Raw genomic sequence first — 26,249 nt, forward strand, 5'->3', positions numbered from 1 at the left:
ACAAGGATAAAAACTGGCTAGACTCGAATAAGAGCGCGAATTTAGACTACCGCCCGTTGCGGGGTAAGGCACTTCCCGCTGTTATTCAGCAATCTGGAGAGCATGGCCATGGAAATCCTCGAATCGATATTAGGCCCGCTGCGTGATGGACTTTATGCCGTCATGATGCCGGTCAGTGACTTTATCTGGAGCTATATCCTGGTGTATCTGCTGCTGGGCGCGGGGGTGTGGTTCACGATTATCACCCGTGGCATGCAGTTTCGCCTGTTCGGTCACATGGCCCGGGTCACGGTAACGGCCCGCGGTGCTGGCGAAGGTGTTAGCGGCTTCCAGGCATTTGCGACATCGATGGCTGCCCGTGTCGGCACGGGTAACCTGGCGGGGGTGGCGCTGGCGCTTTGGATCGGCGGCCCGGGAGCAATTTTCTGGATGTGGGTGACGGCGCTGGTGGGCTTTGCGACCGCTTTTATCGAATCCACGCTGGCCCAGGTCTACAAGCATCGCAATGAAGACGGTGTGTTTCGTGGCGGACCTGCCTACTACATTGAACGTTGCCTGGGATGGCGCTGGCTGGGCTCGTTGTTCGCGGTATTTCTGATTATTGCTTATGGCCTGGCCTTTAACGCTGCGCAATCCAACACCATTGCCCAAGGGATGAACGGTGCCTTTGGTATTCCCAATTGGCTATCCGGTGTGGTGATTGCCATCCTGGCGGGCCTGGTGATTTATGGCGGGCTCAAGTCGGTGGCGCGTACCGCCGAAAAAATCGTGCCGGTGATGGCCATTGCCTATCTGCTGGTGGCGCTGTGGATTCTGATCGCCAACATCTCCGCTGTACCGGATATGCTTTCGCTGATTGTGATGAGCGCCTTCGGGTTGGGGCCAGCCGTGGGTGGTGCCGCGGGCTATGCCATCAAGGCAGCGATGGAAAACGGCATCAAGCGCGGGCTGTTTTCCAACGAGGCCGGTATGGGGTCGACACCCAACGCCGCCGCCCAGGCGACGGTTAAACACCCGGCCGCTCAGGGACTGGTTCAGTCATTCGGGGTGTTTGTCGATACCATCGTGATCTGTAGCTGTACGGCGGTCGTGATATTGCTTTCCGGGGTATACGAGCGGCTGCTGTCTGAGTCAGCGGGGGATAGCATCGAAGGCATTCAGCTGACCCAGGATGCCATGGTCGATCACCTGGGCGGCTTTGGGGAAATCTTTATCGCCCTGGCGATCTTTTTCTTCGCCTTCACCTCGATTCTGGCCAACTTCTCGTTTTCGTCGGTGAATATCGAGTATCTATTCCGTCGCCATGCAAAAAAAGCGGTCAATGTCTTTAAAGTCATTATTATCGCCATGGTCCTGATTGGCTCGGTGGCTGAACTTAGCGTGGTATGGGACTTTGCCGACCTGGCGATGGGACTGATGGCCACCACCAACCTCTTCGCGATCCTGATCATGGGGCCCATCGCCGTATCAGTGCTCAAGGACTATGAGCGCCAGCACCGGGATGGCATCAAGGAACCACGCTTTGACCCAGCAGTTCTCAAACGCCCTGAGCTGGTCGATGACGATGTATGGCCGGTGAAAGACGCCAAAGAAGGGTAGGGGGTTAATTCGCTGCTGCAATAAACGCCTTCGCCCTGGGATCCTGCATATAGGCAACGTTGAGCCGCAGCCAGGGCGTCGGTTGTTGATCTGCAAAGAATAAGTGTCCCGGTGATAGGGTGATTTCCCAGCGGTTGGCCAGCTCGCTCAGTGTCTCAGGTGTGGTGGCCGCCGGTGGTTTTGCCCACACAAACATTCCGCCTGCCGGTTGGGTATACACCTCCCAGTCGGCATTTTTAAGCATTGTGAGGGCCATCGCCATTTGATTGGCCAGCTTGATGCGCAGCCGCTCGGTAAGCTTCCGATAGCTGCCGTTTTGCAGCAGGGTGATGACCACCTGCTCCGCAAAGCGCGAAGCGGAAATGCTCGTTAACATCTTGATATCCACCAACCGCTGAACCAACGGTGGTGGTGCGGCGATAAAGCCGACTCGCAGTGAAGAGGATAGACTTTTCGAGAAGCTGCCCAGATAGACCACCCGGTTCAATCCATCGAGCGCTGCCAGGCGCGTGGTGGGGGCGTGCTGAAAATCCGCGTAGATATCGTCTTCAATAATCTGAAAATCGTGCTGCTCGGCGAGCTGTAACACTCGGTGCGCAATCGCCGCGGTGAGCGTGCTGCCCGTAGGGTTATGAAACACGCTGTTGATATAGAATAGCTTAGGGCGGTGCTGGGCTAACAACGCCTCCAGGCGTTCAATATCCGGCCCGTCCGCCAGGCGCGGCACGCCAATGACGCGAATACGCTGTATGTGCAGCAGACCAAACAGATTGTAATAGCCTGGCGACTCTACAAAGACCACATCGCCGGGTTCAAGCAGCATCCTTACCAGCAAATCCAGCGAATGGCTGCCGCCGCCGGTCATCACAATCTGCTGGGCGTCAGCGGTAATCGCCAGTGGGCGCAGGCGTTCCTGGATCAAACCGCGTAAATCCTGGGGCCCTTGAGGCGTGCTGTACTCGAAGATTCCTGAACGGCTTTTACGTGCCACCTGGCGAATGGCGTGGGTGAGGTCGTCGCCTTCGCGCCAGTCGCTGGGCAGCCAGCCGCAGCCGAGTTTTAGCGTGTGCTCATTCGCACTAAAAAGTCCCCATAGCCCGTTGGTGACCTCTTCCAAACCGCTCTTTGTTGTCGATGGCGACACCAGCGCTGCTGCGTTATCCGCGACGTAAAACCCTGAGCCGGGTTGTGAGCGCACAAGTCCAGAAGCGACAAGTCGCTCGTAGGCTTCAATCACCGCATTGCGGCTGATGTTATGGGTGGCCGCAAGGCGGCGAATAGAGGGTAAACGACGGCCACCACCGGCACCGTGAGCTTCAATCCAGGCGCGCATACTCGCTTCGAGTTGTTGCGCGATGGGCGTGGAAGAGTGCCGATTAACCTCTAGTTTCATAGCGTGTCCTATGGCTTACAACTGTTCGCTAAAAGGGGGGAACAGTGTCAGAAAAGTGATGGTGAAGTGTACCTTACCGCTTTGCGGTAAGCGTGCGAGCTTAGCGGTTCAACAACTCGCTTATTTAGGACTTGGCTATGAACTGCGCTGCTACCCCAACGATTAATAGAAAAAGTGCCGCCTGCCTGGCGTTTGCGCTATGCACGATTACCACGGCGGTTAACTTACAGGCCCCGCTTTACGATGCCCTGGCAGCGCGGGATGGCTTGGGCGTTGGGGCCACCACCATCGCTTTTGCCTGCTATGTGTTGGGTATTGTGCCAGTGCTGCTGGGGTTAAATGGTCTGGCTGACCGCGTGGGGTGCAAGCCCCTGATCGTTACTGCGCTCCTGTTATGTCTCTTGGCCACGGCGATGACTCTGATAGCGCCCGGTTTGCTGGCGCTGGGGGTTGCCCGCTTGTTGCTGGGTATCAGCACGGGGCTAACATCTGCGGTGGCGCCTGCTTATATGCAGGTGCTGTTGAATGGGCAGGATAACCGCATGGCGACCAACTATGTCACTGCCAGTACCGCGCTTGGGTTTGGCCTGGGGGCAGCGGTGACTAGCCTGTTTGTTTTCCAAACGCCGAGCGTATCACCTCCCAGCCTGTGGCTTTATCTTGCTATTGCTGCGTTGGCACTCGTAGTGGTCACCACCCTTAAAGATCGCGCACCGAGCCCCACTAAACGTTCTATGCTGCGTCTTCCTGGCTATCCTAGAGGAGCTTTCGCCTTTGGGCTGGCGATTATGTTGGCATGGGCCACGGTGGGGCTAGTCATCGCGATTCTCCCTTCGGCGTTGAATCAGCACAGCTTATCCGCCTGGAGTGGCTTCGCTACCTTCGGTATCTGCAGCTGTGGGGTGCTTTTTCAGCCTTGGGCGAGAAGGCTGGCGCCGCGAAGCGCTACTCAACTGGGGCTGGTGATTCTACCGATGGCCTACGGGCTGATCGCCTGGGGCGCCGTTCAAGGATATCTCCCAGCAGTACTGCTGGGCACGGTGGCCGCCAGTAGCGCCTGTTATGGGTTTATCTACCTGGGGGGATTAAGCGGTGTGTTGGCGATTGCGGGCACGTCGACTAGCCAACAAGCCAGTGCAGGCTACTTTCTCATGGCCTATTTGGGCTTCAGTATCCCGGTGATCACCACCGGGGTGCTGATTGATGCTGTGGGGCATACCTTGGCGTTAACGCTATTTGGCCTAGCGCTGTTAGGCGGTGTGATCATCACGCTAGTTATGCTGCGAAAAGCGCCATCGCCTGGATAGATTGCCTAAGTGTGCTTCTCGACCAACAGCCCGCAGGAGGGCGCCGCCCAGCGGGTGTCGGCGGTGAATACCACATCGCAGACCACGGGCGAATAGTAACGCCTTACCTCTTCATCGACTTGTGCCCGCAGCTTGTCCTGGTCGGCAATGGAAACGTCAGGGGTGGCGGGCAATACCACATGTACGATGACATACAGCAGGCGGCCGGGGCGCACCATGCGAACGCGTACTTCGTGAGTGTCGATGTCTGCCAGTGCACGCCCCACGGCCTGATGGACCGGCTCCGCAAGGGCTTCTTCTGGCGTTTTGTTGAGCAACTCCCTCAATGCCTGGGAGGCCATGCGGACGGGTACACCCAGGCACAAGACGACAACGGCAATGACCAGCAGCGGGTCGATATAGGTGAGCACGCTTTGCCACTGCAGTTTTTCAAAAACAAGCACCAGGCAAAAGGCAGCCAGAACCGCCGCTGAAATCACGCTGTTGACGACCCAGTTCGCCTTGTCGGCTTCTACCAGTGGGCTTTTGACCGAGCGCAGACTGCGGTGCATGACCCAGGCCGTCAGCGAGCACGCGGCGGTGGCGAACAGGGCGTAGGCGATGGCGATACCAGCCGCAATGGCGCGTCCGCCCGTCAGCAATGCCGCAATGGCATCCACCAGGGCGAATATCGACACACCGAAAATCAGCAGTCCCTTGCACAGGTTCACCAGCGATTCGAAGTAACTGTAGCCGAACGGGTACGATTCGCTATCCGGGCGGCTGGCAAGGCGACTGACCTTGATGGTGACCAGCGCAACACCGAAATAGATCAGGTTGAAGAGTCCATCCAGCAGAATCGCCTGGGAATTGGATGCCAGCGTGGCGGCAATGCCCGCACAGCCGATCAGCAACGCCATGAAGGCGGAAAAGGTTAAGGTATGAGACTCGGTTTTCATGGCGCCACTGCCCTGTGAGCTTGATAAAAGCGACAGTATAACAGCAGCGCATGTTAGCGAGGGGTGGCGCTACCCCTCAATCCACACCTCATCGCCTTTAAATTCGACCTTCCAGGTCCGCAGTTTGACGTCTTCATCTTCCAAACACTGGCCATCTTCCAGGCGGAAGTGCTGTTTGTAGATGGGCGAGGCGACCACCGGGGCGCCTTTTAGATCGCCGACAATGCCCCGGGCGATGACGTTGGCGTTGGAGAACGGGTCGTGGTGGTCGAGGGCGTAAAGCTCGTTGCCATGGCCGGGTAAGTAGAAGATGGCCACCTGGGCCGGGGGCTCCACATTATCCAGCCAGGCGGCCACCCCGGAAAATTCCACCAGGTCGGCCTTGTTGCAGACTTTTTGCCAGGTCTTGCTGTTTTCAACACTCACTGTATCCATCTCTTTTTTCATTGCCGTTGCGGTCATGGGATGCCTCGTCGTTTGATCATTGTTTATTCAGTGAAAAGCGTCGCTTAAGCAGGCCGTAGCTGGCCGCGCTCGCTGGTCATGATGATCGACGGATCCGGGCGCTCGTCGTTGACGAAGCTTCTGAAGCGCTTGAGCTTTTCCGGATCGCTGATGGCATCCGCCCATTCGCACTGGTAGTTGTCGATGACGGTTTGCATCTGACGTTCGAGTTCATCGCCAATGCCCAGGCTGTCTTCAAGCACCACCTCTTTGAGGTAATCCAGGCCGCCTTCGAGGTTTTCCCGCCATACCGAGGTGCGCTGCAGGCGGTCGGCGGTGCGCACATAGAACATCAGGAAGCGGTCGATGGTCCGGTACAGCTGCTCGTCGTCCAGGTCGGTGGCGAACAGTTCAGCGTGGCGCGGGCGCATGCCGCCGTTGCCGCACACATAGAGGTTCCAGCCGTTTTCGGTGGCAATGATGCCGATGTCTTTGCTTTGGGCCTCGGCGCACTCGCGGGTGCAGCCGGACACGCCAAACTTGATCTTGTGGGGCGAGCGTAGACCCTTGTAGCGGTTCTCCAGTTGGATGGCCATGCCGACGCTGTCCTGCACGCCGTAACGGCACCAGGTGCTGCCGACGCAGGATTTCACCGTACGCAGCGACTTGCCATAGGCGTGGCCGGTTTCAAAGCCGGCTTCGATCAGCTCGCCCCAGATATCCGGCAGGTCTTCCAGGCGCGCACCGAACAGGTCGATACGTTGCCCGCCGGTAACTTTGGAGTAGAGGCCGTATTTCTTGGCGACTTCGCCAAGCACGATCAGTTTATCCGGGGTGATTTCGCCACCGGCAACCCGCGGCACCACCGAGTAGGTGCCGTTTTTCTGCATATTGGCCATGAAGGTGTCGTTGGTGTCCTGCAGTGGCACATGGGCGGCGTCGGTGATCGGCTCGTTGAAGCAGGAGGCGAGAATCGAGGCCACGGCGGGTTTGCAGATATCGCAGCCCAGACGGTGGGTCTCGGGGTTGCCGTGCTTGTCGATCAGCTCGCTGAAGGTCTTGATGCCTTCCACGCGCACAATGTCGTAAAGCCCCTGGCGGGTATGGGCGAAGTGCTCGCAGATCGATTTGTCGACCTCCACGCCGCGGGCTTCAAGCTCGTGATCCACGACACTTTTGAGCAGTGCCGTGCAGCCACCACAGCCGGTGCTGGCCTTGGTTGCGCCTTTCACGCCCGCCAAATCGACCGCGCCGTCGTCAATGGTGGCGCAAATATCGCCCTTGGAAACGTTATGACAGGAGCAGATGGTGGCGGTTTCCGGCAGCGCACCAGGGCCCAGCGCCGGGGCGGCGCCACTGCTTTGCGGCAGAATTAGCGAGGCGGGTTCTTCAGGCAGCTCGATGCCGTTTGAATAGTACTGCAGCAGGGTGTCGTAGGCGCTGTTATCGCCCACCAGCATGGCGCCCAGCAGCTTCTTGCCGTCGCTGGAGACGACCATCTTGCGGTACACCTGAGTCAGCGGGTCGAGGTAGCGGAACATCCGTGCCCCCGGGTTCTGGTTGCCGTGGGCGTCGCCAATCGACCCCACATCCACGCCGAGCAGTTTGAGCTTGGTACTCATGTCTGCGCCGCTAAAGCGGGTATCGCCGTCGGTCAGCGTGGCGAGCGCCGCCTTGGCCATCTGGTAGCCGGGGGCGACCAGGCCGAAAATGCTCTGGTTCCATAGGGCGACTTCACCGATCGCCAGGATGGCGGGGTCGCTGGTGCGGCACTGGTCGTCGACTACCACGCCGCCGCGCTCGCCGATCTCCAGGTCGCAGTCCCGGGCCAGCTGGTCGCGGGGGCGAATGCCCGCCGAGAACACGATCAGGTCGGTTTCCAGCACCTTGTCGTCCTGGAAGACCATGCGGTGACGGCTCGCGTCGCCGTCCTCGATGCGCTGGGTGGCGCGCTCGGTAAGGACCTGAACGCCCAGCGCTTCGATTTTTTCGCGCAGCAATTCGCCGCCCTCATTGTCAACCTGCATGGGCATTAGCCGCCCGGCAAACTCCACCACGGCAGTATCCAGGTTCAAGCCGCGCAGCGCGTTGGCGGCCTCCAGGCCCAGCAGACCGCCGCCGACCACCACGCCGTTGGTGGCGTTTTCCGCCGCCGCGCGAATGTCGTCCAGATCATCCAGGGTGCGGTAGACAAGGCAGCCATCACGGTCGTTGCCGGGAATCGGCGGCACGAAGGGGTAGGAGCCGGTGGCCAGCACCAGCTTGTCGTAGGGGTAGCGGCCCTGATCGGTCACCACTTCCTGCTGGTCGCGGTCGATCTCGATCACGGCTTCGCCGGTGCGCAGCGTGACGCCGCTGGTGGTGTAGTAGTCGGCGTCGCACAGGGCGAGCGACTCGGCATCGCGGCCGCTGAAATATTCCGACAGGTGGACGCGATCATAGGCCCGGTGACGCTCTTCGCCAAACACGGTGACCTGGTAGCGCTCAAGAGCGCCGTTATCGACCAGTTGCTCGACCAGGTGGTGGCCGACCATGCCGTTACCAATAATAATGAGCTGCTGTTGGGTAGACATGCTTAAGCCGCCTCCGACGTTGAATGAGAAGAGTGTTTAGAAGAATGTTGAGAAGAGGGCTGAGAAGAATCAGGGGGCAGTTGGGCTGCCGCTTCACGCAGCACCTCGACATCCGCGGCACCAAACAGCAGCGCCTGACGGAAGCCGCTGAGGTCGTGCCCCGCCACCGCCTGCTCGAAATACCAGGGGCCCTGTTGGGTGTCGCCGTACAGCACGGCGCCTTCAATGCGGCCGTCGCGCAGTAACACGCGCCGATAATCGCCCCGGTGTGGGTCGTGGTAGCACAAGACGTCGTGCTCGGGCGCTGCCTCGGTAGGGCCAAACGCGAAAAGCGAGACGCCGCTGACTTTCAGCTTGGTAGCGGTGGGCACCTCGCGATAACCGTCGCCCGCGTCGCCACAAAGCACCGCCGCCAGCACCTCGACCTGATGCCAGATAGGCTCGACCAGCCCATAGGTATGCTGCTCGAACTGGCAGCATTCGCCCAAGGCAAAAATATGCGGGTCGGAGGTGGTGAGATGGCGGTCTACCTTGACGGCACGGTCGGTGGTAAGCCCGGCCTGCTGGCCCAATTCGGCGTTGGGGGTAATGCCGGCGGCGATAATCACGCTGTCGGCGGGCAGTCGACGGCCGTCATTCAGGATGGCAGCGCAGACTCGGCCGGTCGGGTCGCCTTCGAGTTTTGCCAGCTGTGCCTGGGTGACGATGTTAAGCCCGCGCTCAACCAGCGAGGCTTTCAGCAAATTGGCGGCGGTAGCGTCCAACTGGCGGTTCATCAGCCGGTCGCTGCGTTGTAAAACGCTTACCTGCAGTCCCTGGCCGCGCTTGCGTAGCCCTTCAGCGGCTTCCAGGCCCAGCAGGCCGCCACCGATCACCAGCGCATGGCCGCCTTGTTGGGCAATGGCCTCCAGCGTTGCGGCGTCGTCCAGGACCCGAAAGCCATGGACGCCATCCAGCGCTATACCTTGCACCTTGGGAAGCGTCGGGCGTGAGCCGGTGGCCAGCACGAGGCGATCATAGTAGAGGGTTTCGCCTGCGTCGGTTGCCAGTGTGCGGCTGTCACGGTCGATGTGCTCGACGCGTTCGCCCAGCTTGAGCGTTACGCCGTTGTCCTTATACCAGTCAGCGTCGCGCAGCGTTAGTGCCTCTGGCTGCATGTCACCGGCAAGCAAAGGCGAAAGCAGAATGCGGTTGTAAGCGGGCACCGGCTCTTCCCCAATCACGGTAATGGTTCTGGGGCGTTGAGGATGATTGACCAGCGCTTCCACCAACCGGTGGCTGGCCATGCCGTTGCCGATGATGACCAGGTGGTCATCGGGTGAGCACCGGGAAAAAGTTTCCATGGGTGGCTCCTCATCTTGCATGATGGTGATTCGCTCCAAACAAAAACGCCCCTGACACATGCGCTTCCTGCGAGCAGGATGAACAATGCCAGGGGCGTCGTTGCCCGGTAACGTTGATTAACGCGTGGCCGCCGCCATTGGCTGCCAACAAGTTATATATCTAACTAGTAGCAAGTCAGCGGCCAACTCCGGGGTATTCTTTTTTTTTGGTTTATTTTCATCATGTTGAGTAAGCGCATCAGAAATGTAGAGGGGCCGCTCCTTATGGCTTTGTGCACGCTGTTGGTGCGCCATGGAGGTGAGCTGCACTTTCAGTACGCAAGTTTAAGGTGCCAGAGGGGTAAGCTGACGATAGGAAGAAGGCTGGTTTTTCTATTTAGGTGTCTGTTTTTGAATAAAAATTTAGGCGATTCCGAATAATGGCTTAGGGTTTGCAACCCTACGAGTACAAGCAACAAACGCGCATTGCAGTGCGTTCACCAAAAAAACAGTGGCAGCGAATAAGCCCAATAACGTTGTTAGACAAATAAGTTTCTTTACACAATACGTTTGGCACCTTTAGCGGTGCCCGCTGCGGCAACGACGTCCAGCCAGCTGATCGCCTCGCGCTTTGCGCAACAGGGTCAGCGGCCTGGGCGTTTTTTTATGGGCGGCGTTTGCAATTTGCCGAGGAGTCATCATGCACCAGGTCAAAACGACTTGCCCCTACTGTGGCGTTGGTTGCGGCGTTAACGCGACCGTGGCGGAGAATGGCACGCTGAGTGCTGTCGAGGGCGACCGCGAACACCCCGCCAATTTCGGGCGGCTGTGCGTCAAAGGTTCAGCGCTGCACGAAACGCTGGGCGAGCAGGGGCGTCTGATCAAGCCGCGTGTAGATGGCGAAGAGGTCTCGTGGGAGCAAGCCTTAAGTGTCACCGCCGAACGCTTAAACACCCTGCGGGCCGAGCATGGCAACCAAAGTGTGGCGGCGTACCTTTCGGGCCAGCTGCTGACGGAAGATTATTACGTTGCCAACAAGCTGTTTAAAGGTTTCTTGGGCACGCCGCATCTGGATACCAACTCGCGGCTGTGCATGGCCTCGGCGGTGGCAGGGTACAAGCGCGCCTTCGGTGCCGATGCGGTGCCCTGTAACTATGAAGACCTGGAAGAGGCCGAACTGGTCGTGCTGGTAGGGTCTAACCTGGCCTGGAATCACCCGGTGCTTTATCAGCGCATCAAGGTCGCCAAAGAGCGTAACCCGTTGATGCGCGTGGTGGTGATTGACCCCCGCGTGACCGACAGCTGCGAAATCGCCGACCTTTACCTGGGGATTAAACCCGGCAGCGACGCAGTGTTGTTCAACGGCCTGCTGGCCTGGATGGCGGCCAAGAACAAGCTGGACACGGTGTATCTGGAGCGCCATACCCAAGGCGTTGACGATGCGCTAAGCGCCGCCCGGCAGTCGGCTGGTTCCATCGCTGAGGTGGCGGCTGCCTGCGAGGTCGATGCCGAGCGTCTGGAAACCCTCTACTACTGGTTTGCCAGCCAGCTGCACGTGGTAACGCTTTACTCCCAGGGGGTCAATCAGTCGTCCAGCGGCACCGACAAGTGCAATGCGATCATCAACTGCCACCTGGCGGGGGGCAAAATCGGTCTGCCGGGGGCAGGGCCTTTCTCGATTACCGGCCAGCCCAATGCCATGGGCGGACGCGAGGTGGGCGGCCTGGCCAACCAACTGGCTGCGCACATGGATTACGACACCCCGGGCGCGCGAGATCTGGTCAGCCGCTTTTGGGCCACTGACAATCTGGTGCCCAGGTTGCCGAATGGCCCTGGCTACAAAGCGGTTGAGCTGTTTGACGCCATCGCGCGTGGCGAGATAAAAGCGCTCTGGGTGATGGCCACCAACCCGGCAATTAGCCTGCCCGATGCCGCCCACGTGAGGGCCGCACTGGAAAAGTGCCCGCTGGTGATCGTCTCGGAGTGCGCGGCGAATACCGACCTGCTGCCCTACGCCGACATTGTGCTGCCCGCGTCGGGGTGGTCTGAAAAAGACGGCACGGTGACCAACTCCGAGCGCTGTATTTCGCGCCAGCGGGGCATGCTGCCGCCGCCCGGCGAGGCCCGCCACGACTGGCAGATCATCTGCGATGTTGCCAAGCAGATGGGTTTTGCGGAGGCGTTTGATTACACCCACCCCAGCGAAATATTCGACGAGCACGCACGGTTGTCAGGCTTCGAAAATGCCACTACTACCCAACGGCTGTTCGATATTTCAGGCCTCGCGGGCCTGGGTCGCGACGGCTATGACGCGCTTACGCCGATCCAGTGGCCGGTAAATGCCCAGGCCCCCAATGGGACAGCCCGCTTGTTTGTAGATGGGCAGTTTGCCACGCCTGACGGCCGCGCCAGGTTGCTGCCGATTACCCCGCGGGGGCCCGAACAGAGGCTCAGCCAAGCGTATCCTTTGCGTCTCAACACCGGGCGGATACGCGATCAGTGGCATACCATGACGCGCACCGCCCGCTCGCCGCGGCTGATGAATCACCGCGCTGAGCCCTTTATCGATGTCCACCCTGACGATGCCGCCGAAGCGGGCATAAAGGATCAGTCGCTCGCCGTCTTGTCCGCCGCCACGGGGCAATACCGGGCCCGCGCCAGGGTATCCAAGGCCCAGCGTCGCGGCGAGGTGTTCGTGCCTATTCACTGGACGGATTGTTTCAGCCAGAATGCACGCAGCAGCGCCTTGATTCAGCGTATCATGGACCCGGTCTCCGGCCAGCCCGAAGCCAAGCATGGCGCCGTGGCGCTGGCACCCCTGGCACCTGCCTGGGAGGCAACGCTGCTCGTTGCCGATCACGGCGTCATGCCTGAGGGACGCCCCGCCTGGTGCGAAAGCGACTATTGGGCGCGTATTCCCATGCGCGGCTGCCAACGCTGGCAACTGGCAGGGGCGACGGCCGTTAACGATTGGTTTGCCACGCTGGCGGCGTGGCTGCCCGCACCACCAGCGCTTTGGTGCGAAGATGTCGCGACGGGCGGCCTGCGCGCGGCCGGTGTGGAAAATGACCAGCTCAAGTGGTGGTTGATGGTAGGGCCGCCCGATGAGCTACCTGGCCTCGCCTGGCTGGAGGCGCGCTTTAACGATGACCGTATCGACGATACCCATCGTCGGCGCCTGTTGGCTGGCTGTGATGACGGCGCGGCGGATACTGGCCCGGTGATCTGTAGCTGCCATCAGGTGGGCCAAACCGCGATTGTTGACGCCATCCGGCATGGCGACACCAGCGTGGAGGCGCTGGGCGCACGGCTTGCCTGCGGGACCCAGTGCGGCAGTTGCATTCCTGAATTGAAATCGCTATTGGAAGAGGAGCGCCCCAATGCGCGCGCTAAGCAAAGTTCCGCTCATGAAGTGGTGTAATTCCCTGGCGCGGCTGGTGAGTCGTTTCAATCCTGGCTGGGTAGGGGGTGAGAAACTCGACCGTTATACGTCGAATCGCCTGCCGCTCAAGGGCGATTGTCAGCCTGGGCATGTATATCTGGTCGGGGCCGGTAGTGGCGATGTCGAGCTGCTGACGCTCAAGGCGGCTCGCCTGTTGGGCCAGGCAGACGCCGTGGTGTACGACCGGCTAGTGGGCGACGACGTGCTGGCGCTGATTCCACGTGGCACCGAGCGACATTATGTGGGCAAGGCCAGCGGGCACCACAGCATGCCACAGGCCGAGATTGGCGCCTTGATGGTCACGCTTGCCAGGTCGGGCAAGTCGGTGGTGCGCCTTAAAGGTGGCGACCCGGCCATTTTTGGTCGTATGGGCGAAGAGCTGGATGCGCTGGCTGCCGCTCATGTACCCGCCACGATCGTCCCGGGAATTACGGCGGCGTCTTCGGCGGCGGCGTGCATGGGCATTCCGCTCACCGACCGGGGACACGCCCAGCAGCTTCGGTTTGTCACCGCCCAGCTGTGCCGCGAAGACGGCACCCCGGACTGGTCGGCGCTTGCCCGGCGTGACGAAACCCTGGTGTTCTACATGGGGCTTTCCAAGGTCGAGGCGATCTGCGCTGGCCTGCGCGATGCGGGGCTGCCCGATGACTGGCCGATCATGCTGGTGGCCAACGCCAGCCAGCCGGACCAGCAGTCGTTAGTGGGCACGCTTGCGGATATGCCCTTACAGCTCGCCGCCTCACCGCTACCGTCACCCTGTGTGATAATGGTGGGCAGCGTGGTGACGCGTGTGGCGACGAGCCCGGCGGCTCTCGATATCCATAACGCCGCTTACTGAGTATGGCAACGCTGCGCATTTCCCTGGGCCAGTATTCCGATAAAGGCCGTAAGCCGAGCAATCAGGATTTTTATGGCGCCTATTTGCCCGACGGTGCCCAGCAGCGTCATAAGGGCATCGCCATTGCGTTGGCCGATGGCATCAGCAGCAGCACGGTGAGTCGTGAGGCCAGCGAAGCCGCGGTGGGTGGCTTTCTTGGCGATTACTACGCCACGCCTTCCTCCTGGAGTGTCAAGAATGCGGCCCAGCGCGTGCTTCAGGCCACCAATGCGTGGCTGTATGCGCAAACCCGGCAGAGCCAATACCGTTACGACATGGACCGCGGCTATGTCTGTACGCTGAGCGCCATGGTGATTAAATCGGCCACCGCGCACCTTTTTCATGTCGGTGATAGCCGTATTTACCAGTTGGCGGGCAATTCGCTGGAGCCACTGACCGAAGACCATCGCTTCTGGGCCTCCCGTGAGGTGAGCCATCTAAGCCGCGCCATGGGGGCAAGCCAGCACCTGGAGCTCGATTATCGTGCGGTGTCGCTCAGCGAAGGCGATGTGTTTTTGCTGGCCACCGACGGCGTGTACGAGTGGCTGTCTCCCCAAGTCATGGCTTTGAAGATTCAGGATAATGCCGCCGACCTGGACGCGGCTGCCCAGGCACTGGTGCACGCGGCGCTGGCCAATGGCAGCGACGATAACCTGACGGTCCAACTGGTGCGCATCGAAACGCTGCCCGACCGGGACGCCGATGAACTCTACGATGCGCTGGGCGGGTTGCCATCGCCACCCGAGCTTCGTCCCAACAGCGAGCTGGACGGCCTGCGCATCATACGCTCCCTGCACGCCAGCGCCCGTAGCCATGTGTATCTGGCGCACGACCCGGAAAGCGGGCAGCACGTCGTGGTGAAAACGTTATCCACCGAACTTGCCGAAGACCCCGCCAGCGTCGAGCGTTTCGTGCGTGAGGAGTGGATCGCCCGGCGTATCGACAACCCCCATGTGCTCTCGGCGCCCGAGCAGCGAAAGCCCCGGCGTTACCTGTACAGCGTATGGGCGTATATCGATGGGCAGACCCTGACCCAGTGGATGCGTGACCACCCTGAGCCCGATCTGGTCGAGGTCCGCGGTATTATCGAACAAGTGGCCAAAGGCTTGCGTGCCTTCCACCGCCTGGAAATGCTCCACCAGGATGTACGTCCGGACAACATCATGATCGATCGCCATGCAACAGTGCGCTTGATTGATTTTGGAGCCGTCCGGGTGGCGGGCATTGCTGAAGCCGACGAGGCCGGTGGTGAGGATATTCTCGGCACGGCGCAGTACACGGCGCCGGAATATTTTCTGGGCGAAGGTGGAACCCCAAGGTCGGACCTTTACTCCCTTGCGGTGATTGCCTACCAGATGCTGACCGGTACGCTGCCCTACGGCACCGCGGTGGCCAAAACCCGCACCCGGGCTGCCCAGCGCAAGCTTGCTTACCAATCGGCGCTGAGTGAAAACCGTGAGCTGCCCGCCTGGGTGGATGAGGTGCTCAAAAAAGCCTTGCATCCGAATCCTCAATACCGCTACCCGGCGCTTTCGGAGTTTATTTTCGAACTGCGCTCGCCAAGCCCAGGCACCCTGAAGCAATCGCGCCCGCCGCTCCTGGAGCGCGACCCGGTGCGTTTTTGGCAGTGGCTGTGTGCCTTGCTGGGTGTCATTATCGTGGTGCTTTTGGTCAATATGCCTCAATAAACGTAAACGCCCCGGCCACTGCTGGTGACCGGGGCGATCGCTATGTCAGCCGACTCCCGCAGTATGGACATGTTTCGTGGGCGTCACGGGTTTCAGCCTGATGGCGCTGGTTGCGCTGGTCTGTTTCCTCTACCCCGTGAATGGATACCAGTTGGCCCTGCTCCCAGCGTAAGCCGATATCTTTTAGCAGGTGGGGGTCATGAAAACGCAGATCTTGGTAAAGACGGCGCTGCGTGCGCGAGTGCTTTAGAGCGTTGAGTAGTTTGCGGGTAATGGTTGCGATTGCCATTGTCGGTCTCCTGGGTTGGGAGGCCGGGCAACATCGCGATCAGGAAATATCAAAGGTAACGATAATACACATGGCCGCGACACTTGCCGCGGCCAATTTCCTCACTACATCCCTGGCGCGCGACAGCAACAAGCTGATACCGCATTATTGATAATGCGATGTAGCTTGTTCATTCGTGTCGCGGAGATTTGCCAGCGCATGGTGAGGTCTCTGAGAAAGTCTCGTTAATAAGAGCTGCCTTTAAAAGGCAGCTCTTACCTTATAACCGATGCTCATGAGAGCGTCAAGTTTAGTTAGCTATCTGTAACCCGCCGCCTGAAGTCGAAACAGCTTGGCATAGCGGCCGTCTGCGGCGAGCAATTCCTCGTGGGTGCCGCGCTCGATGATACGGCCCTGGTCGATGACCAGAATAAGGTCAGCGCTGCGTACGGTGGAGAAGCGGTGGGAGATCAGAATCGCCATCTTGTCGCGGCTATGCGCACGGAAGCGGGCAAACACTTCTGCTTCGGCAGCGGCGTCCATCGCGGCGGTGGGTTCGTCGAGCACGATAATATCGGCGTTTTCACGCATGTAAGCACGTGAAAGGGCGATTTTCTGCCACTGGCCGCCGGACAACTCCTGGCCGCTCTTGAACCAGCGGCCCAGTTGGGTCTGGTAACCGTTGGCCATATTGGCGATGAAGTCATCTGCCATCCCGTGGCGGGCAGCCTCCTGCCAACGCTGCTCGTTGTGATAGGCATGGGTATCGCCCACGCCCAGGTTTTCGCCTACCTGCAATTGATAGCGCACGAAATCCTGAAAAATCACCCCGGTACGCTCGCGCAGCGCTTTTGCCTGCCAATTGCGTAAATCGCTGCCGTCCAGCAGGATGCGCCCCGCGGTTGGTTGGTAAAGCCGCGTCAACAGCTTGATCAAGGTCGTTTTACCCGAGCCGTTTTCACCTACCAGGGCCAGGCTCTGCCCGGGAGACAAGTGCAGGGAAATATCGTGCAATACCGGTGCGCTGCCCGGATAGGCAAAGCTGACGTTTTCAAAGCGCAGGCCGTCGCCGGGCAATTCGCCCCGGGTCAGGGTGCCTGTGTCCGCTTCGACCGGCTGTTCCAGGTACTCGTAGAGGTTGGACAGGTAGAGGTTATCTTCGTACATGCCGCTAATCGCGGTCAGGCTGGCGGAAAGCGCGGCCTGTCCTTGCTTGAAGACCATCAGGTACATGGTCATCTGGCCGAGGGTCAGTGCGCCGGTAATCGTTTCAATGACCACCCAGGCGTAGGCCGCGTAGAAGGTGAGGGTGCCCAGCAATCCCAGCACAAACCCCCAGCTTTCCCGGCGCAGCGTCAGGCGCCGGTCCTCGGCGAACAGTTGGGTAAAGATATCGCGGTAGCGCTTGAGAAAAAGCCCTTCAAGGCCGAACAGCTTCACCTCTTTGATGCTGTCTTCTCGGGCGAGTACGGTCTCCAGATAAATCTGCATGCGGGTCTGCGAGGAGCGTCGGCGAAACAGCCGAAAGCCATCCCCCGAAAACTTGGCCTCCGATATAAACACCGGCAGGGCACCGGCGACCAGAATCAGCAGTGCCCAGGGCGAGAACTGCACCAGCAGGACCCCGAAGCTGCCCAGCGAAATGGCATTCTGTAACAGCCCAAAGGTTTTATTCACCAGGGCGAGAGGGCGGGTTGAGGCCTCGCGACGCGCCCGGGTCAGCTGGTCGTAGAGCTCTGAGTCCTCGAACTGGCTAAGCGAGAGCTGGCCGGCTTTCTCCAGGATCATCACGTTGACCTTCTGGCCCAGCAGTGCGCGCAGTAATGACTGCTGGGCGGCAAGCCCGCGCTGGGCCAGCGCAATCAGGGCAATAATGAGTGCCTCGAAAGCAACCAGCTTGAGTACCGGGGTAATCGATACCAGCAGGTTGGGATCAGTGGCTGCTTGATGGGCATCCATGGCACTCACCACGCCATCCACAATCAACTGGCCGACCCAGGCAGCAACGGCAGGCAGCACGCCGGCGACCAGCGTACACAGTGCTAAACCCAGCATCATCCAGCGCGAGGTTTCCCATACCAGGCCCAGCGCTCGGCGGCTGTAGCCAAACACGCTAAGAAAGCTGCTGAGTGGCGCGGTGGAGGCGTCAGAAGAGGATGGCGGCATATGACAACAAGCAGATACCTGGCAGAAAGGACTGCCATGATGCGATGATTAAGCGTGGATAGCCAGGTCAGCCCAGGAAAAGCCCGCCATAAATCAGCGCCCCCACGACCACAAAGGCGGGATGCGTTTTAAAGCGAATCAGCGCAATGCCAGCAACGACGCCGATAATCAGGGTGTGAATCGTGCCGCTTGAACTCAGGCTTTCGAGCAAAAAGCCCAGGGTCAGCCAGCCCATCATCATGGCGATAACCGGTCGCACCCATTGGCTCATGCGTTTGACGCGGGGAGAGTTGCGATGGCGATACAGAAGACCCAGCGCACCCAGCATGAGCAATAGTGTCGGGATGACCGTGGCGGCCACTGCCACGAAGGCACCGCCAATACCGGCGACTTCATAGCCGATGTAACCGGCCATCTTGGTGGCGATAGGGCTGGGAAGGGCATTACCCAGCGCCAGGGTTTCCGCGAAGGTTTGCGCGGTCATCCAGCCGTAGCGGCCGACGACTTCGGTCTCGATCAGCGGAATAATCGCCGGGCCGCCGCCGTAACCGATAATATTGGGGATAAAAAAAGCGAGGAACAGCTCCCAGTAGATCATGCCGACCCCTCAGCTTTTTTATTGCCTTTAGGGCGCAGCAGGGCCGCCAGCAGAATGGCGCCAATCACCCAGCCTGGATGAACACCGAGCCAGTAGATAAGCCCGCCAGCGACAATGGCCATTATGGTACTGGTAAGCCAGCCCAGCGCCGCTTTCGATTTATCAAAAAAGTCCCATGTCAACTGTGCCATCATGACCATGACAACGGGCACCACGGCCTGGCCCATGCCGCGAATCCAGCCAACATCGCGATAACGGCTGAAAATGCTTAACATGGCTATCATGGCAATGATCATGGGTAGAATGATGGCAATAACCGCCGCCGTACAGCCGCTGACGCCGCCCACCCGATAGCCGATGTAGCCCGGCATCTTGGTGGCGATAGGGCCGGGTAGCGTGTTGCCGATCGCCAGTACATCGGCGAATTCTTCATCGGTCAGCCAGTGATGGCGGGTGACGACTTCGGCACGCACCAGGGGAATCATGGCGGGACCGCCACCGAACCCTAACAGGCCAACGCGCAGGAATGCCCAGAACAGTTGCCATGTTGTCGACGACGTCATGGACGATGACCCCGCAAGGTCAATGATGAGAAACAGCGCATGGCCGACCCTTGTTTATCGTTTGTCAGTTAAAAAATCGATTATTATGTATAAAATAGAATATAAGCGAGGGCTTCCCAGGGCGTCAACTCCAGCGTTTAGCGGCATGGGCGTCAGGATGAAAAAGGATCTTATATGAACCAGCATCTTCAACCGGTTATCAGCACGGCATCCAGCCGTATTTACGAGACGCTACGCCGGGATTTAGTCGGCGGACGCTTTGCTGCGGGCGAGAAATTGGCGATCAACGCGCTCAAGGAGCATTATCACGTTGGCTTGAGCCCGCTGCGTGAGGCGCTCAACAAGCTGGCCGCCTATGGCCTGTTGATTCAGGAGAATCAGCGTGGCTTTAGAGTTCCGACGCTATCGCGCAGCGAGTTGGATGACATTGCCAATATGCGACTCGAGCTCGAGGGCATGGCGTTTGAACGCGCGATCCAGCACGGCGACGACATATGGGAGGCCGAACTGCTGGCCGCCGCCCATCGCCTGAAACGCGCAGATCTATCGCTGGAGAAAGGCGAGGAGTGGGAGGTGTTACACAGCCAGTTTCACCGCACCCTTGTGGCGCCCTGCGGTTCGGTTTGGCTGCTGCGTTTCATCGAGCAGCTGCATGACCAGTTTGATCGCTACCGTCGTCTGGGCCCCAAAATGCCGACGGTAAGACAAACCCTCGATGGACAGCACCACGAACTGGTAGAGCTTGCCCTGCAGCGTGATAGCAAAGCCGCCCGTGCGCTCATGGACGATCATATCCATAAATCCTATCAGGTGGCCCTCAAGCGTTATCAGGAACACGCCTAGTGCATATGGCGTGTAGACTGTTGCGCTGTTGACGATGGAAGGCATCGGCGAGACTACCGAAGGGGACGGGGAGCAGGCATGCAAGACGTAGATAGCACGGTCATCACACAGACCTTGAACTGGTTGAACCGCTTTGTTGTGGCCCACGATATCTGCCCGTTTGCCAGCCGCGAGCTGGCGCGGGAGGCGGTTCGCGTTGAAGTGGTACGCTCGAAAAAACTGGAAGTGGCGCTGGAAGAACTGATGGTGGAGGTGCACTGGCTAGACGAGCACCCGGAGACAGAAACCACGCTGCTGGTGTTTCCCACGCTGTTTAAGAGCTTTAACCATTATCTGGATTTTGTTGAGCTCGCCGAAAGCATCCTGATTGACCAGGGATATGAAGGCATCTATCAGCTCGCATCGTTTCATCCGGATTACTGTTTTGACGATGCGGATGCCGACGATGCCGCCAACTATACCAATCGCTCCCCCTATCCGATGGTGCATCTGCTGCGTGAAGAGAGCGTCGAAAAGGCGATCGAGTTTTATGGCGATACCGACGCGATCCCTGAGCGTAATGTGGCTCTGCTGAACGGCATGGGCCTTGAGGCCGTGGAGCAGTTGTGGCAACGCAGCTGCCGCCTTGATGATCAGGGTTGATGAATCACCAGCCGATGTCTGCCCTCCTGCTTGGCAACATACAACGCCGCATCGGCAAACTGCATGACGTCTTCGATGTCATGGCTGTGCTCTGGCCACCACGCGGCTCCCAGGCTGCAGCTGACGGTCACCGCTGGATGCTCGGGCAACGATATGGGTTGGGAAATGGAGGCAAGCAGGCGCTCGCTTATCGCCTGGGTCAACGTCGGTAATTGGTCTGCGGGGGCTTTCAAGGCCATGACGAATTCATCACCCCCCCATCGAGCGACGACATCGCTGGCCCGGAGCACTTCCTGCAAGCGCTTGGCAATGTCGATTAACAGCAGATCACCCGCATGATGACCCAGCTCGTCATTCACTTCCTTAAAGCCGTCCAGGTCAATATACACCAGCGCAATACTTTGCTGTTGGCGCTCGGCCTCGGGCAGGGCGTGCGCAAGATATCGATCTAGGAAGGCGCGATTCGGCAAGCCGGTCAGCGGGTCGCTAGTGGCGATGTCTTCAAGGCGGCGAATGGTGCGGTTTTGGTCGAGCAGGCGTCCGACCATGTTGCGCATTGACGTGGAGAGGCGCATCAATTCCGGCGAACCTGTTTCCAGAGGAATCTCGTTGGTGGGTTGGCTGGCATCGTGGATAGTGTCTGCGGCGTGAGAAAGACGGGTTAAAGGTGTCGTCAGCCGCGACGCGACAACCCAGCCAACCACGGCAAACACCATGGCCAGCAGCACGCCGATGCCCATGATCACACGTGTGAGTCGCTCCACGGGAGCAAACGCCTGCTCAACCGGCTGACGGCTAACCGCCACCCAGCCCAGACCGGGAAAATCCTCGAAGCCTTGGCTGCGGGCCATGCCCGTCACATAGCGCTGGTCATCTGGCCATGTCTCAATTGCCCATGAGGGCTTGGCGCTGGCCTGTAAATGCAGGTTGGATAGGCCCGGAACAGACTGTCCCAGCATATCGTCGGGCCCGAGCAAGACCGTGCCATCGGCTGCCAGCAACAGCATTTCAGTGCCCTGGCGCTGTTGCGCAGGCGAAAACATCGCACGCTGAATGTATTCCGCCCATTCCCAGCTAAGGTGAACGGCAAGCACACCCAGGAAAGCGCCGTTCTGGCCGGAGACCGGGGTCGCAATATCCACAAACTTTATCGCTTCGCCATAAGGGTTGGGCAATAGCTGCGATAGCAGCACCGCGTCGTGAACATCCCCTATCCACATGCCGTCTTGGCCGTTTTGAAAGACCGGGCGCTGGGCAATGGAAGTACCTTCCAGGATGCCACCGGTGGCGGCTTGAACCACACCGTTGGGGTCGATAAAGCCAATCCATGACACGACGTTGTAATTATCCTGAAGCGTTTCTAACTGAGCGCGAAGGGTCTCGTTATCGGTGCCGTCGGTCAGGGCTTCAATGCCCAATAACAATTTCACCTCTTTAATACGCGCGTCCATGCTGCGGTCCAGCTTATCGGCCATCTGATAGGCCGATTCTGCCGTAGAAGCGCCGATATTGGCTTCCAACTGATCAGCTGACTGTCGAGCAGCGACCCAGCCAAGCAGGACGGTCGTTCCAAATACCAGGGCAACAGCGAGTAGCGTAAAGCGTGTACGCAGGGATATCTGGCTTAGTCGCATGGCGTTGTCTGGCATTCAGGTGTCTCGTGGGGCGTAAAAATCGTTAAGAAATGCGAGGTGGTATCCAATCACGAAGGATACCGGTGAGCAACCTGCACCAATGCCATTGACGTGGTGGATTTTAACGCTGGTGTTCAAGGGTTTTATGCATGACGTAGGTATCGACCTCGCCAAGGCGGGCGTGACGGTAAGCGTTAGGCACCGTCCCCACAATGGCAAACCCCAGGCGCTGCCAGAGTGCGACCGCCACCTCGTTGGTGGAGACAACCGCGTTGAACTGCATGGCGCTGAAACCAAGCTCGCAAGCCAACTGCTGTGAATGCTCGCACATGGCACGGGCGACCCCTTTGCCACGCGCGGCGGGGGCCACCATATAACCGCAGTTGCAGACATGGTCACCGGGCCCCGCCGCATTGGCTTTTAAATAGTAGGTACCGAGGAGTGTGCCGGTTTCATCCTTGACCGCAAAGGTGGCTTGTGGGGCGTTACACCAAAGCTGGTAGGCATCTTCGGCGGTGATATCCGGGTCGATGGCATAGGTTTCCTGGGCCGCCACAATGTGTTGAAAGGTTGGCCAGAACGCCATGAAATCAGCATGAGACATTGGAGCGTAAGTGAACGCAGACATGGTGCGGTGTACCTGATCGGGTTGGCTCGGCTGCCATTGGCAGCCGCTATGCAAGACTGACGGCCATTATAGGCGCTTATCGAGCTGCCTCGGCAACAATCTGGTAACTTCTTAGCCGGTCCTGATGGTCGTAGAAGTCACTGTTGATCATCAACTCGTTGGCCCCTGTGCGTTCCTGGAAGTCGGCAAGCCGGGCTTTGACCGTGTCAGGCCCACCAATGATGGCTGCGCCCAGAAACTGCTCGACCTGGGCGCGTTCCATGGGGGACCAGTCCAGCTGTTCCACCGGGGGCAGCGAGACCGTTGGCTTGCCGCGGATCAGGTTGAGAAATTTCTGCTGGGCGGTGGTCGCCAGGTATTCCGCCATGGCGTCGCTTTCCGCGGCAATGACGGGCAACCCGACCGTGGCATAGGGGGCATCCAGATGCGCCGAGGGCTGGAAGTTCTCACGATACAGCCGCAAGGCTTCAAACAGATAGCCTGGCGCAAACTGCGCGGCGAAGGCAAAGGGCAGGCCAAGTTTGGCGGCCAGCTGCGCGCTAAAGCCGCTGGAACCAAGCAGCCAGATGGGCACATGCGTACCCTGGCCGGGCACGGCCCTGACGCGTTGCTGGGGCGAGGCATCGCCAAGATAGCCGCGTAGCTCGTCGAGCTGCGCGGGGAAGTCATCAACCCCGGCCCGTGCATGGCGACGCATCGCCTGCATGGTCGCGCCGTCCGAGCCCGGCGCACGACCAAGGCCCAGGTCGATGCGCCCGGGGTAGAGGGTTTCCAGGGTGCCAAACTGCTCGGCGACCACCAGTGGCGGGTGATTGGGCAACATGATGCCCCCACTGCCCACCCGAATACGCGAGGTCTGCCCCGCAATATGGCCAATCAGCACCGCCGTCGCGGCGCTGGCGATGCCCTCGATGTTGTGATGTTCCGCCAGCCAGTAGCGCTTATACCCCAGTTGTTCGGTGTGTTGGGCAAGGGAAACGCTGTCTTGAAAGGTTTCGGCAGCGCTGCCGCCCTGACGAATCGGGGCGAGGTCCAGTACGGATAGTGCGGTAGACGCGAGTGCGCTCATGCATCACCTATAAGGCCGGAAGATGGAGCGTGCCAATGAAATGACGACGTATGGGCGTCAAGTAAATCATTAGCACGCTTGTTAATTAATGGTTATGCGGCCAGGCTCGATGAATTACAAGGCAGGGTGTCGGCAAACCACGTTATTCCATTGGCGGGGTAGGGCGAATCAGAATTTCGTTGACGTCGACATGGGCAGGCTGCGATAGGGCGTAAATGACCGCATTGGCTATATCGCGGTCTGCCAGCGCATGCTCGGGCGGTTCGTCAAAGAACGGCGTATCGACCATGCCGGGCTCAATCAGCGTTACCCGCATGCCGGTACCGCGTAGCTCTTCGCGCAGGTTGTAACCGATGCCGGTAACGGCCCACTTGGTCGCGCTGTACATTGAGCCTGGAATGGTTGCACGGCCTGCGGCTGAGCCGGTTAACAGCACATGGCCTTTACTGCGTTTGAGCGCCGGTATGCATGCCTGGAGGGTCAAACCCACACCGTAGACGTTGGTCAAGATCATTTCCTGCCAACGTTCATGGTCGGCGCCGCTGAAGCCGCCCGGTGAACCACCGCAACCGGCGTTGGCAAAGACGGCATCGATTCGGCCAAAGGTTTCCAGCGCTTCGTCTACCATGGCGCGCTGTTCGTCCATCCGGGTGACATCCAGCTCGCAGGTCAGCACATTTTCCGGGCCTAGCTCCTGGGCAAGGGCGGTGAGCTTGTCGGTCGAGCGGGCGGCCAACACCAGCTTGTAGCCCTCACGGGCAGCGGCTCTTGCGGTAGCCGCCCCAATGCCACTGGAGGCCCCGGTAATCAGTAATACGTTTCTTTGCATCCTATGCGCTCCATACGATTAGCCATAACATCCTATTTAGCATGGCTAATTGAGCGCGGTTGTGCAAATTGTAAGCCTGCGAATGAAAAAACGGGGGCGTTAGTACCCGGCTTCTTTGCGCTTGAGGATGGTGGATAGGTCGAGAATCGACTGCGCCATGTCCGCCATGCTTTTGCTCTGATTCATTGAGGTGGTGCGCAAAAACCGGTACGCCTCTTCTTCTGTCATGTCCTGGTGGGCCATGATCAGGCCTTTCGCCCGTTCGATCAGCTTGCGTTCACGCAGGGCTTTGCGGGTATTTTCCAATTCGTCGCTCAGCCCCTGCAATCGGCTTGATTGCGCCTGGGTCAATTCGATCAATGACCGGCCCAGGGGCGAATTAAGCGCATTGGCAGTCAAGTCGCCCAGAGGTTCACCGTTGCTCAAGGCCAGCAATTGCTCGCAAGGCGCCGGGGAATTACGGCAAGGCTCTGTTTTGGCTTTTTCCAGCGCAACCTTGGCTTGCTGAATCTTGCTATGGCACAGGGCGGTCAGCTGAGCGTTGAAGGCATCTTCCACGTTTTTAATGCTGTCGATGCGCAGCGTGGTGAGTTCATACCAGGTTTCACCCAGTGAATCCGATGTGTCTGGATGCGCGGCTCGCTGGCGGGCAATATCGCGCAATTGATGGATGCCCGAGAGCGTGCGCGGCGAGAGTTCCTCCTGCCAATGTTGCTGTGCTTCGGGAGAAGCGAATTCCTCAAAGGTATCAAAGCAGCGCTGCTGGTCGTTGATCAGTTGGCCAAGCAATGCGCTATGGGCGTCGTCAAAATACCCCTGGGTAAAGCCAAAGGCGCCGCATGCGCGTTCCTGCCCCGCCAGTTCTTTGCCCTGCATCAAATGGAAAATGGCGACCAGGGCGCGGGTGATATCAGGGTCGATAGCCGTATCGGCCGCTTCAAAGACAATCGCCAGCAGCCCGCTGGTCAGTTGGTTGAAGGCCTGAGTTGCCGCGTCCGGTGTAATGGCAAAGGTGTCGATGGCGTGGCGCAGCGTACTGAGTTCGTCCAGCGCTGCCCATACCGTTGCAATCCGACGCAGTAGACGCGCAGCAGCCTGGGGGCGAGCTTCCTGGCTTAATGCCTCGAGGCGACGACGCATCAGTGCTTCGGCATCCTGGCTATGCTGGCGGTAAGTCGCGCGGCGTTCTTTAAAGCGGGTGCCCTGTGAAACCAGAAAAATCGTCGACGCGCCCCGCTCACGCTGCAGCATATGAATGAAGTGGCTGATATCGCCCACAATGTCACACGTTGTCGCCAGATGGGTCAGGTTATCGATATCGCAGCGTTTGGCGGTTAACAGTAGCTGTTGAGCTGAAGACATAAGACGTTTCCTTTGTGCTCACCGCCATTGATTGCGCACTTCCAGGAAAGTGCGCAATCGGCGT

General features: G+C 59.3%; 21 protein-coding genes. 7 read left to right on the top strand and 14 right to left on the bottom strand.

The features are described from left to right. Positions 1-108 precede the first annotated feature (108 nt). Entirely contained in the window at positions 109-1,599 is a 1,491-nt protein-coding gene (locus BMX75_RS07955) for an alanine/glycine:cation symporter family protein (RefSeq protein WP_092826884.1), read from the top strand. A 4-nt stretch (positions 1,600-1,603) separates the two neighbouring features. Here BMX75_RS07955 and BMX75_RS07960 read toward each other — a convergent pair whose 3' ends face one another. Next, a complete protein-coding gene (locus BMX75_RS07960) occupies positions 1,604-2,992 on the bottom strand; it encodes an aminotransferase-like domain-containing protein (RefSeq protein WP_092826886.1) in 1,389 nt (462 codons plus the stop codon). Between the two features lie 137 nt (positions 2,993-3,129). Between BMX75_RS07960 and BMX75_RS07965 the strand changes: the two genes are divergently transcribed. Continuing rightward, positions 3,130-4,299 carry an MFS transporter gene (locus tag BMX75_RS07965; protein WP_092826888.1) on the top strand — a complete coding sequence of 390 codons (1,170 nt, stop codon included), beginning with the start codon at positions 3,130-3,132 and terminating at the stop codon, positions 4,297-4,299. Between the two features lie 5 nt (positions 4,300-4,304). Here the strand turns inward: BMX75_RS07965 and BMX75_RS07970 are convergent, their stop codons facing one another. The 4 genes from BMX75_RS07970 to BMX75_RS07985 all read right to left on the bottom strand — a co-directional run bounded on the left by BMX75_RS07970 (position 4,305) and on the right by BMX75_RS07985 (position 9,597). Next, positions 4,305-5,237: a cation diffusion facilitator family transporter gene (locus BMX75_RS07970; protein ID WP_092826890.1), complete on the bottom strand. Its 933-nt coding sequence runs from the start codon at positions 5,235-5,237 to the stop codon at positions 4,305-4,307. 69 nt (positions 5,238-5,306) lie between these two features. Continuing rightward, complete coding sequence (gene nirD / locus BMX75_RS07975) at positions 5,307-5,699, bottom strand: nitrite reductase small subunit NirD (protein WP_092826892.1); 393 nt, start codon at positions 5,697-5,699, stop codon at positions 5,307-5,309. Positions 5,700-5,746: 47 nt separating this feature from the next. Beyond that, positions 5,747-8,254 (bottom strand): nitrite reductase large subunit NirB, encoded by a 2,508-nt coding sequence (gene nirB / locus BMX75_RS07980; RefSeq protein ID WP_092826894.1) that lies wholly within the window; start codon positions 8,252-8,254, stop codon positions 5,747-5,749. A gap of 2 nt (positions 8,255-8,256) precedes the next feature. Then, positions 8,257-9,597, bottom strand: coding sequence for an NAD(P)/FAD-dependent oxidoreductase (locus BMX75_RS07985; protein WP_092826896.1), 1,341 nt, complete (start codon positions 9,595-9,597; stop codon positions 8,257-8,259). A 679-nt stretch (positions 9,598-10,276) separates the two neighbouring features. Here BMX75_RS07985 and BMX75_RS07990 point away from each other — a divergent pair. The 3 genes from BMX75_RS07990 to BMX75_RS08000 are packed head-to-tail and all read left to right on the top strand — an operon-like array spanning position 10,277 to position 15,583. Then, on the top strand, positions 10,277-12,997 hold the full coding sequence (locus BMX75_RS07990; protein WP_092826898.1) for a nitrate reductase: 2,721 nt from the start codon (positions 10,277-10,279) through the stop codon (positions 12,995-12,997). Continuing rightward, positions 12,957-13,856 carry a uroporphyrinogen-III C-methyltransferase gene (gene cobA / locus BMX75_RS07995; RefSeq protein ID WP_092826900.1) on the top strand — a complete coding sequence of 300 codons (900 nt, stop codon included), beginning with the start codon at positions 12,957-12,959 and terminating at the stop codon, positions 13,854-13,856. The genes BMX75_RS07990 and cobA overlap by 41 nt, the downstream gene beginning before the upstream one ends. A gap of 2 nt (positions 13,857-13,858) precedes the next feature. After that, positions 13,859-15,583 (top strand): bifunctional protein-serine/threonine kinase/phosphatase, encoded by a 1,725-nt coding sequence (locus BMX75_RS08000; protein WP_092826902.1) that lies wholly within the window; start codon positions 13,859-13,861, stop codon positions 15,581-15,583. A 40-nt stretch (positions 15,584-15,623) separates the two neighbouring features. Here the strand turns inward: BMX75_RS08000 and BMX75_RS08005 are convergent, their stop codons facing one another. The 4 genes from BMX75_RS08005 to BMX75_RS08020 form a co-directional block, all read right to left on the bottom strand. After that, positions 15,624-15,872, bottom strand: a complete 249-nt coding sequence (locus BMX75_RS08005) for a hypothetical protein (protein ID WP_092826904.1) — start codon at positions 15,870-15,872, stop codon at positions 15,624-15,626. A 297-nt stretch (positions 15,873-16,169) separates the two neighbouring features. Beyond that, positions 16,170-18,017: an ABC transporter ATP-binding protein gene (locus BMX75_RS08010; RefSeq protein ID WP_092826906.1), complete on the bottom strand. Its 1,848-nt coding sequence runs from the start codon at positions 18,015-18,017 to the stop codon at positions 16,170-16,172. A 67-nt stretch (positions 18,018-18,084) separates the two neighbouring features. Further along, complete coding sequence (locus BMX75_RS08015; protein ID WP_092826908.1) at positions 18,085-18,615, bottom strand: chromate transporter; 531 nt, start codon at positions 18,613-18,615, stop codon at positions 18,085-18,087. After that, the gene (locus BMX75_RS08020; protein ID WP_092826910.1) at positions 18,612-19,178 is read right to left on the bottom strand and encodes a chromate transporter; all 567 of its coding nucleotides are present in this window, start codon (positions 19,176-19,178) and stop codon (positions 18,612-18,614) included. Before BMX75_RS08020 ends, BMX75_RS08015 begins: the two co-directional genes overlap by 4 nt. A gap of 174 nt (positions 19,179-19,352) precedes the next feature. Between BMX75_RS08020 and BMX75_RS08030 the strand changes: the two genes are divergently transcribed. Further along, positions 19,353-20,021: a GntR family transcriptional regulator gene (locus BMX75_RS08030; protein ID WP_092826914.1), complete on the top strand. Its 669-nt coding sequence runs from the start codon at positions 19,353-19,355 to the stop codon at positions 20,019-20,021. A 78-nt stretch (positions 20,022-20,099) separates the two neighbouring features. Further along, complete coding sequence (locus tag BMX75_RS08035) at positions 20,100-20,663, top strand: DUF1415 domain-containing protein (RefSeq protein ID WP_092826916.1); 564 nt, start codon at positions 20,100-20,102, stop codon at positions 20,661-20,663. On the opposite strand, the gene BMX75_RS08040 is transcribed toward BMX75_RS08035, so the two are convergent. From BMX75_RS08040 to BMX75_RS08060, 5 genes are all read right to left on the bottom strand, one after another. Continuing rightward, a complete protein-coding gene (locus tag BMX75_RS08040; protein ID WP_092826918.1) occupies positions 20,654-22,312 on the bottom strand; it encodes a sensor domain-containing diguanylate cyclase in 1,659 nt (552 codons plus the stop codon). The two genes, BMX75_RS08035 and BMX75_RS08040, sit on opposite strands and share 10 nt — an antisense overlap. Before the next feature lie 106 nt (positions 22,313-22,418). Beyond that, positions 22,419-22,925: a GNAT family N-acetyltransferase gene (locus BMX75_RS08045; protein WP_092826920.1), complete on the bottom strand. Its 507-nt coding sequence runs from the start codon at positions 22,923-22,925 to the stop codon at positions 22,419-22,421. Positions 22,926-23,001: 76 nt separating this feature from the next. Continuing rightward, positions 23,002-23,994 carry an LLM class flavin-dependent oxidoreductase gene (locus BMX75_RS08050; RefSeq protein ID WP_092826922.1) on the bottom strand — a complete coding sequence of 331 codons (993 nt, stop codon included), beginning with the start codon at positions 23,992-23,994 and terminating at the stop codon, positions 23,002-23,004. 142 nt (positions 23,995-24,136) lie between these two features. Next, a complete protein-coding gene (locus tag BMX75_RS08055) occupies positions 24,137-24,823 on the bottom strand; it encodes an SDR family oxidoreductase (RefSeq protein ID WP_092826924.1) in 687 nt (228 codons plus the stop codon). Between the two features lie 99 nt (positions 24,824-24,922). Next, positions 24,923-26,185: a nitrate regulatory protein gene (locus BMX75_RS08060; RefSeq protein WP_092826926.1), complete on the bottom strand. Its 1,263-nt coding sequence runs from the start codon at positions 26,183-26,185 to the stop codon at positions 24,923-24,925. Positions 26,186-26,249: the final 64 nt, after the last annotated feature.

Origin of the sequence: Vreelandella subterranea (genome assembly GCF_900111305.1) — a bacterium.
Classification (GTDB): Bacteria; Pseudomonadota; Gammaproteobacteria; order Pseudomonadales; family Halomonadaceae; genus Vreelandella; species Vreelandella subterranea.

What these genes read in the sequence shown, in the direction of transcription:
- BMX75_RS08030 (WP_092826914.1), top strand. Translation starts at nt 19,353, where the DNA reads ATGAACCAGCATCTTCAACCGGTTATCAGCACGGCATCCAGCCGTATT.
- BMX75_RS08000 (WP_092826902.1), top strand. Translation starts at nt 13,859, where the DNA reads ATGGCAACGCTGCGCATTTCCCTGGGCCAGTATTCCGATAAAGGCCGT.
- BMX75_RS08010 (WP_092826906.1), bottom strand. Translation starts at nt 18,017, where the DNA reads ATGCCGCCATCCTCTTCTGACGCCTCCACCGCGCCACTCAGCAGCTTT.
- BMX75_RS08015 (WP_092826908.1), bottom strand. Translation starts at nt 18,615, where the DNA reads ATGATCTACTGGGAGCTGTTCCTCGCTTTTTTTATCCCCAATATTATC.
- BMX75_RS07955 (WP_092826884.1), top strand. Translation starts at nt 109, where the DNA reads ATGGAAATCCTCGAATCGATATTAGGCCCGCTGCGTGATGGACTTTAT.
- nirB (WP_092826894.1), bottom strand. Translation starts at nt 8,254, where the DNA reads ATGTCTACCCAACAGCAGCTCATTATTATTGGTAACGGCATGGTCGGC.
- BMX75_RS08005 (WP_092826904.1), bottom strand. Translation starts at nt 15,872, where the DNA reads ATGGCAATCGCAACCATTACCCGCAAACTACTCAACGCTCTAAAGCAC.
- BMX75_RS07960 (WP_092826886.1), bottom strand. Translation starts at nt 2,992, where the DNA reads ATGAAACTAGAGGTTAATCGGCACTCTTCCACGCCCATCGCGCAACAA.
- BMX75_RS08020 (WP_092826910.1), bottom strand. Translation starts at nt 19,178, where the DNA reads ATGACGTCGTCGACAACATGGCAACTGTTCTGGGCATTCCTGCGCGTT.
- BMX75_RS07965 (WP_092826888.1), top strand. Translation starts at nt 3,130, where the DNA reads ATGAACTGCGCTGCTACCCCAACGATTAATAGAAAAAGTGCCGCCTGC.
- BMX75_RS08050 (WP_092826922.1), bottom strand. Translation starts at nt 23,994, where the DNA reads ATGAGCGCACTCGCGTCTACCGCACTATCCGTACTGGACCTCGCCCCG.
- BMX75_RS08045 (WP_092826920.1), bottom strand. Translation starts at nt 22,925, where the DNA reads ATGTCTGCGTTCACTTACGCTCCAATGTCTCATGCTGATTTCATGGCG.
- BMX75_RS08060 (WP_092826926.1), bottom strand. Translation starts at nt 26,185, where the DNA reads ATGTCTTCAGCTCAACAGCTACTGTTAACCGCCAAACGCTGCGATATC.
- BMX75_RS08040 (WP_092826918.1), bottom strand. Translation starts at nt 22,312, where the DNA reads ATGCCAGACAACGCCATGCGACTAAGCCAGATATCCCTGCGTACACGC.
- BMX75_RS08055 (WP_092826924.1), bottom strand. Translation starts at nt 24,823, where the DNA reads ATGCAAAGAAACGTATTACTGATTACCGGGGCCTCCAGTGGCATTGGG.
- nirD (WP_092826892.1), bottom strand. Translation starts at nt 5,699, where the DNA reads ATGACCGCAACGGCAATGAAAAAAGAGATGGATACAGTGAGTGTTGAA.
- BMX75_RS07985 (WP_092826896.1), bottom strand. Translation starts at nt 9,597, where the DNA reads ATGGAAACTTTTTCCCGGTGCTCACCCGATGACCACCTGGTCATCATC.
- BMX75_RS08035 (WP_092826916.1), top strand. Translation starts at nt 20,100, where the DNA reads ATGCAAGACGTAGATAGCACGGTCATCACACAGACCTTGAACTGGTTG.
- BMX75_RS07990 (WP_092826898.1), top strand. Translation starts at nt 10,277, where the DNA reads ATGCACCAGGTCAAAACGACTTGCCCCTACTGTGGCGTTGGTTGCGGC.
- cobA (WP_092826900.1), top strand. Translation starts at nt 12,957, where the DNA reads ATGCGCGCGCTAAGCAAAGTTCCGCTCATGAAGTGGTGTAATTCCCTG.
- BMX75_RS07970 (WP_092826890.1), bottom strand. Translation starts at nt 5,237, where the DNA reads ATGAAAACCGAGTCTCATACCTTAACCTTTTCCGCCTTCATGGCGTTG.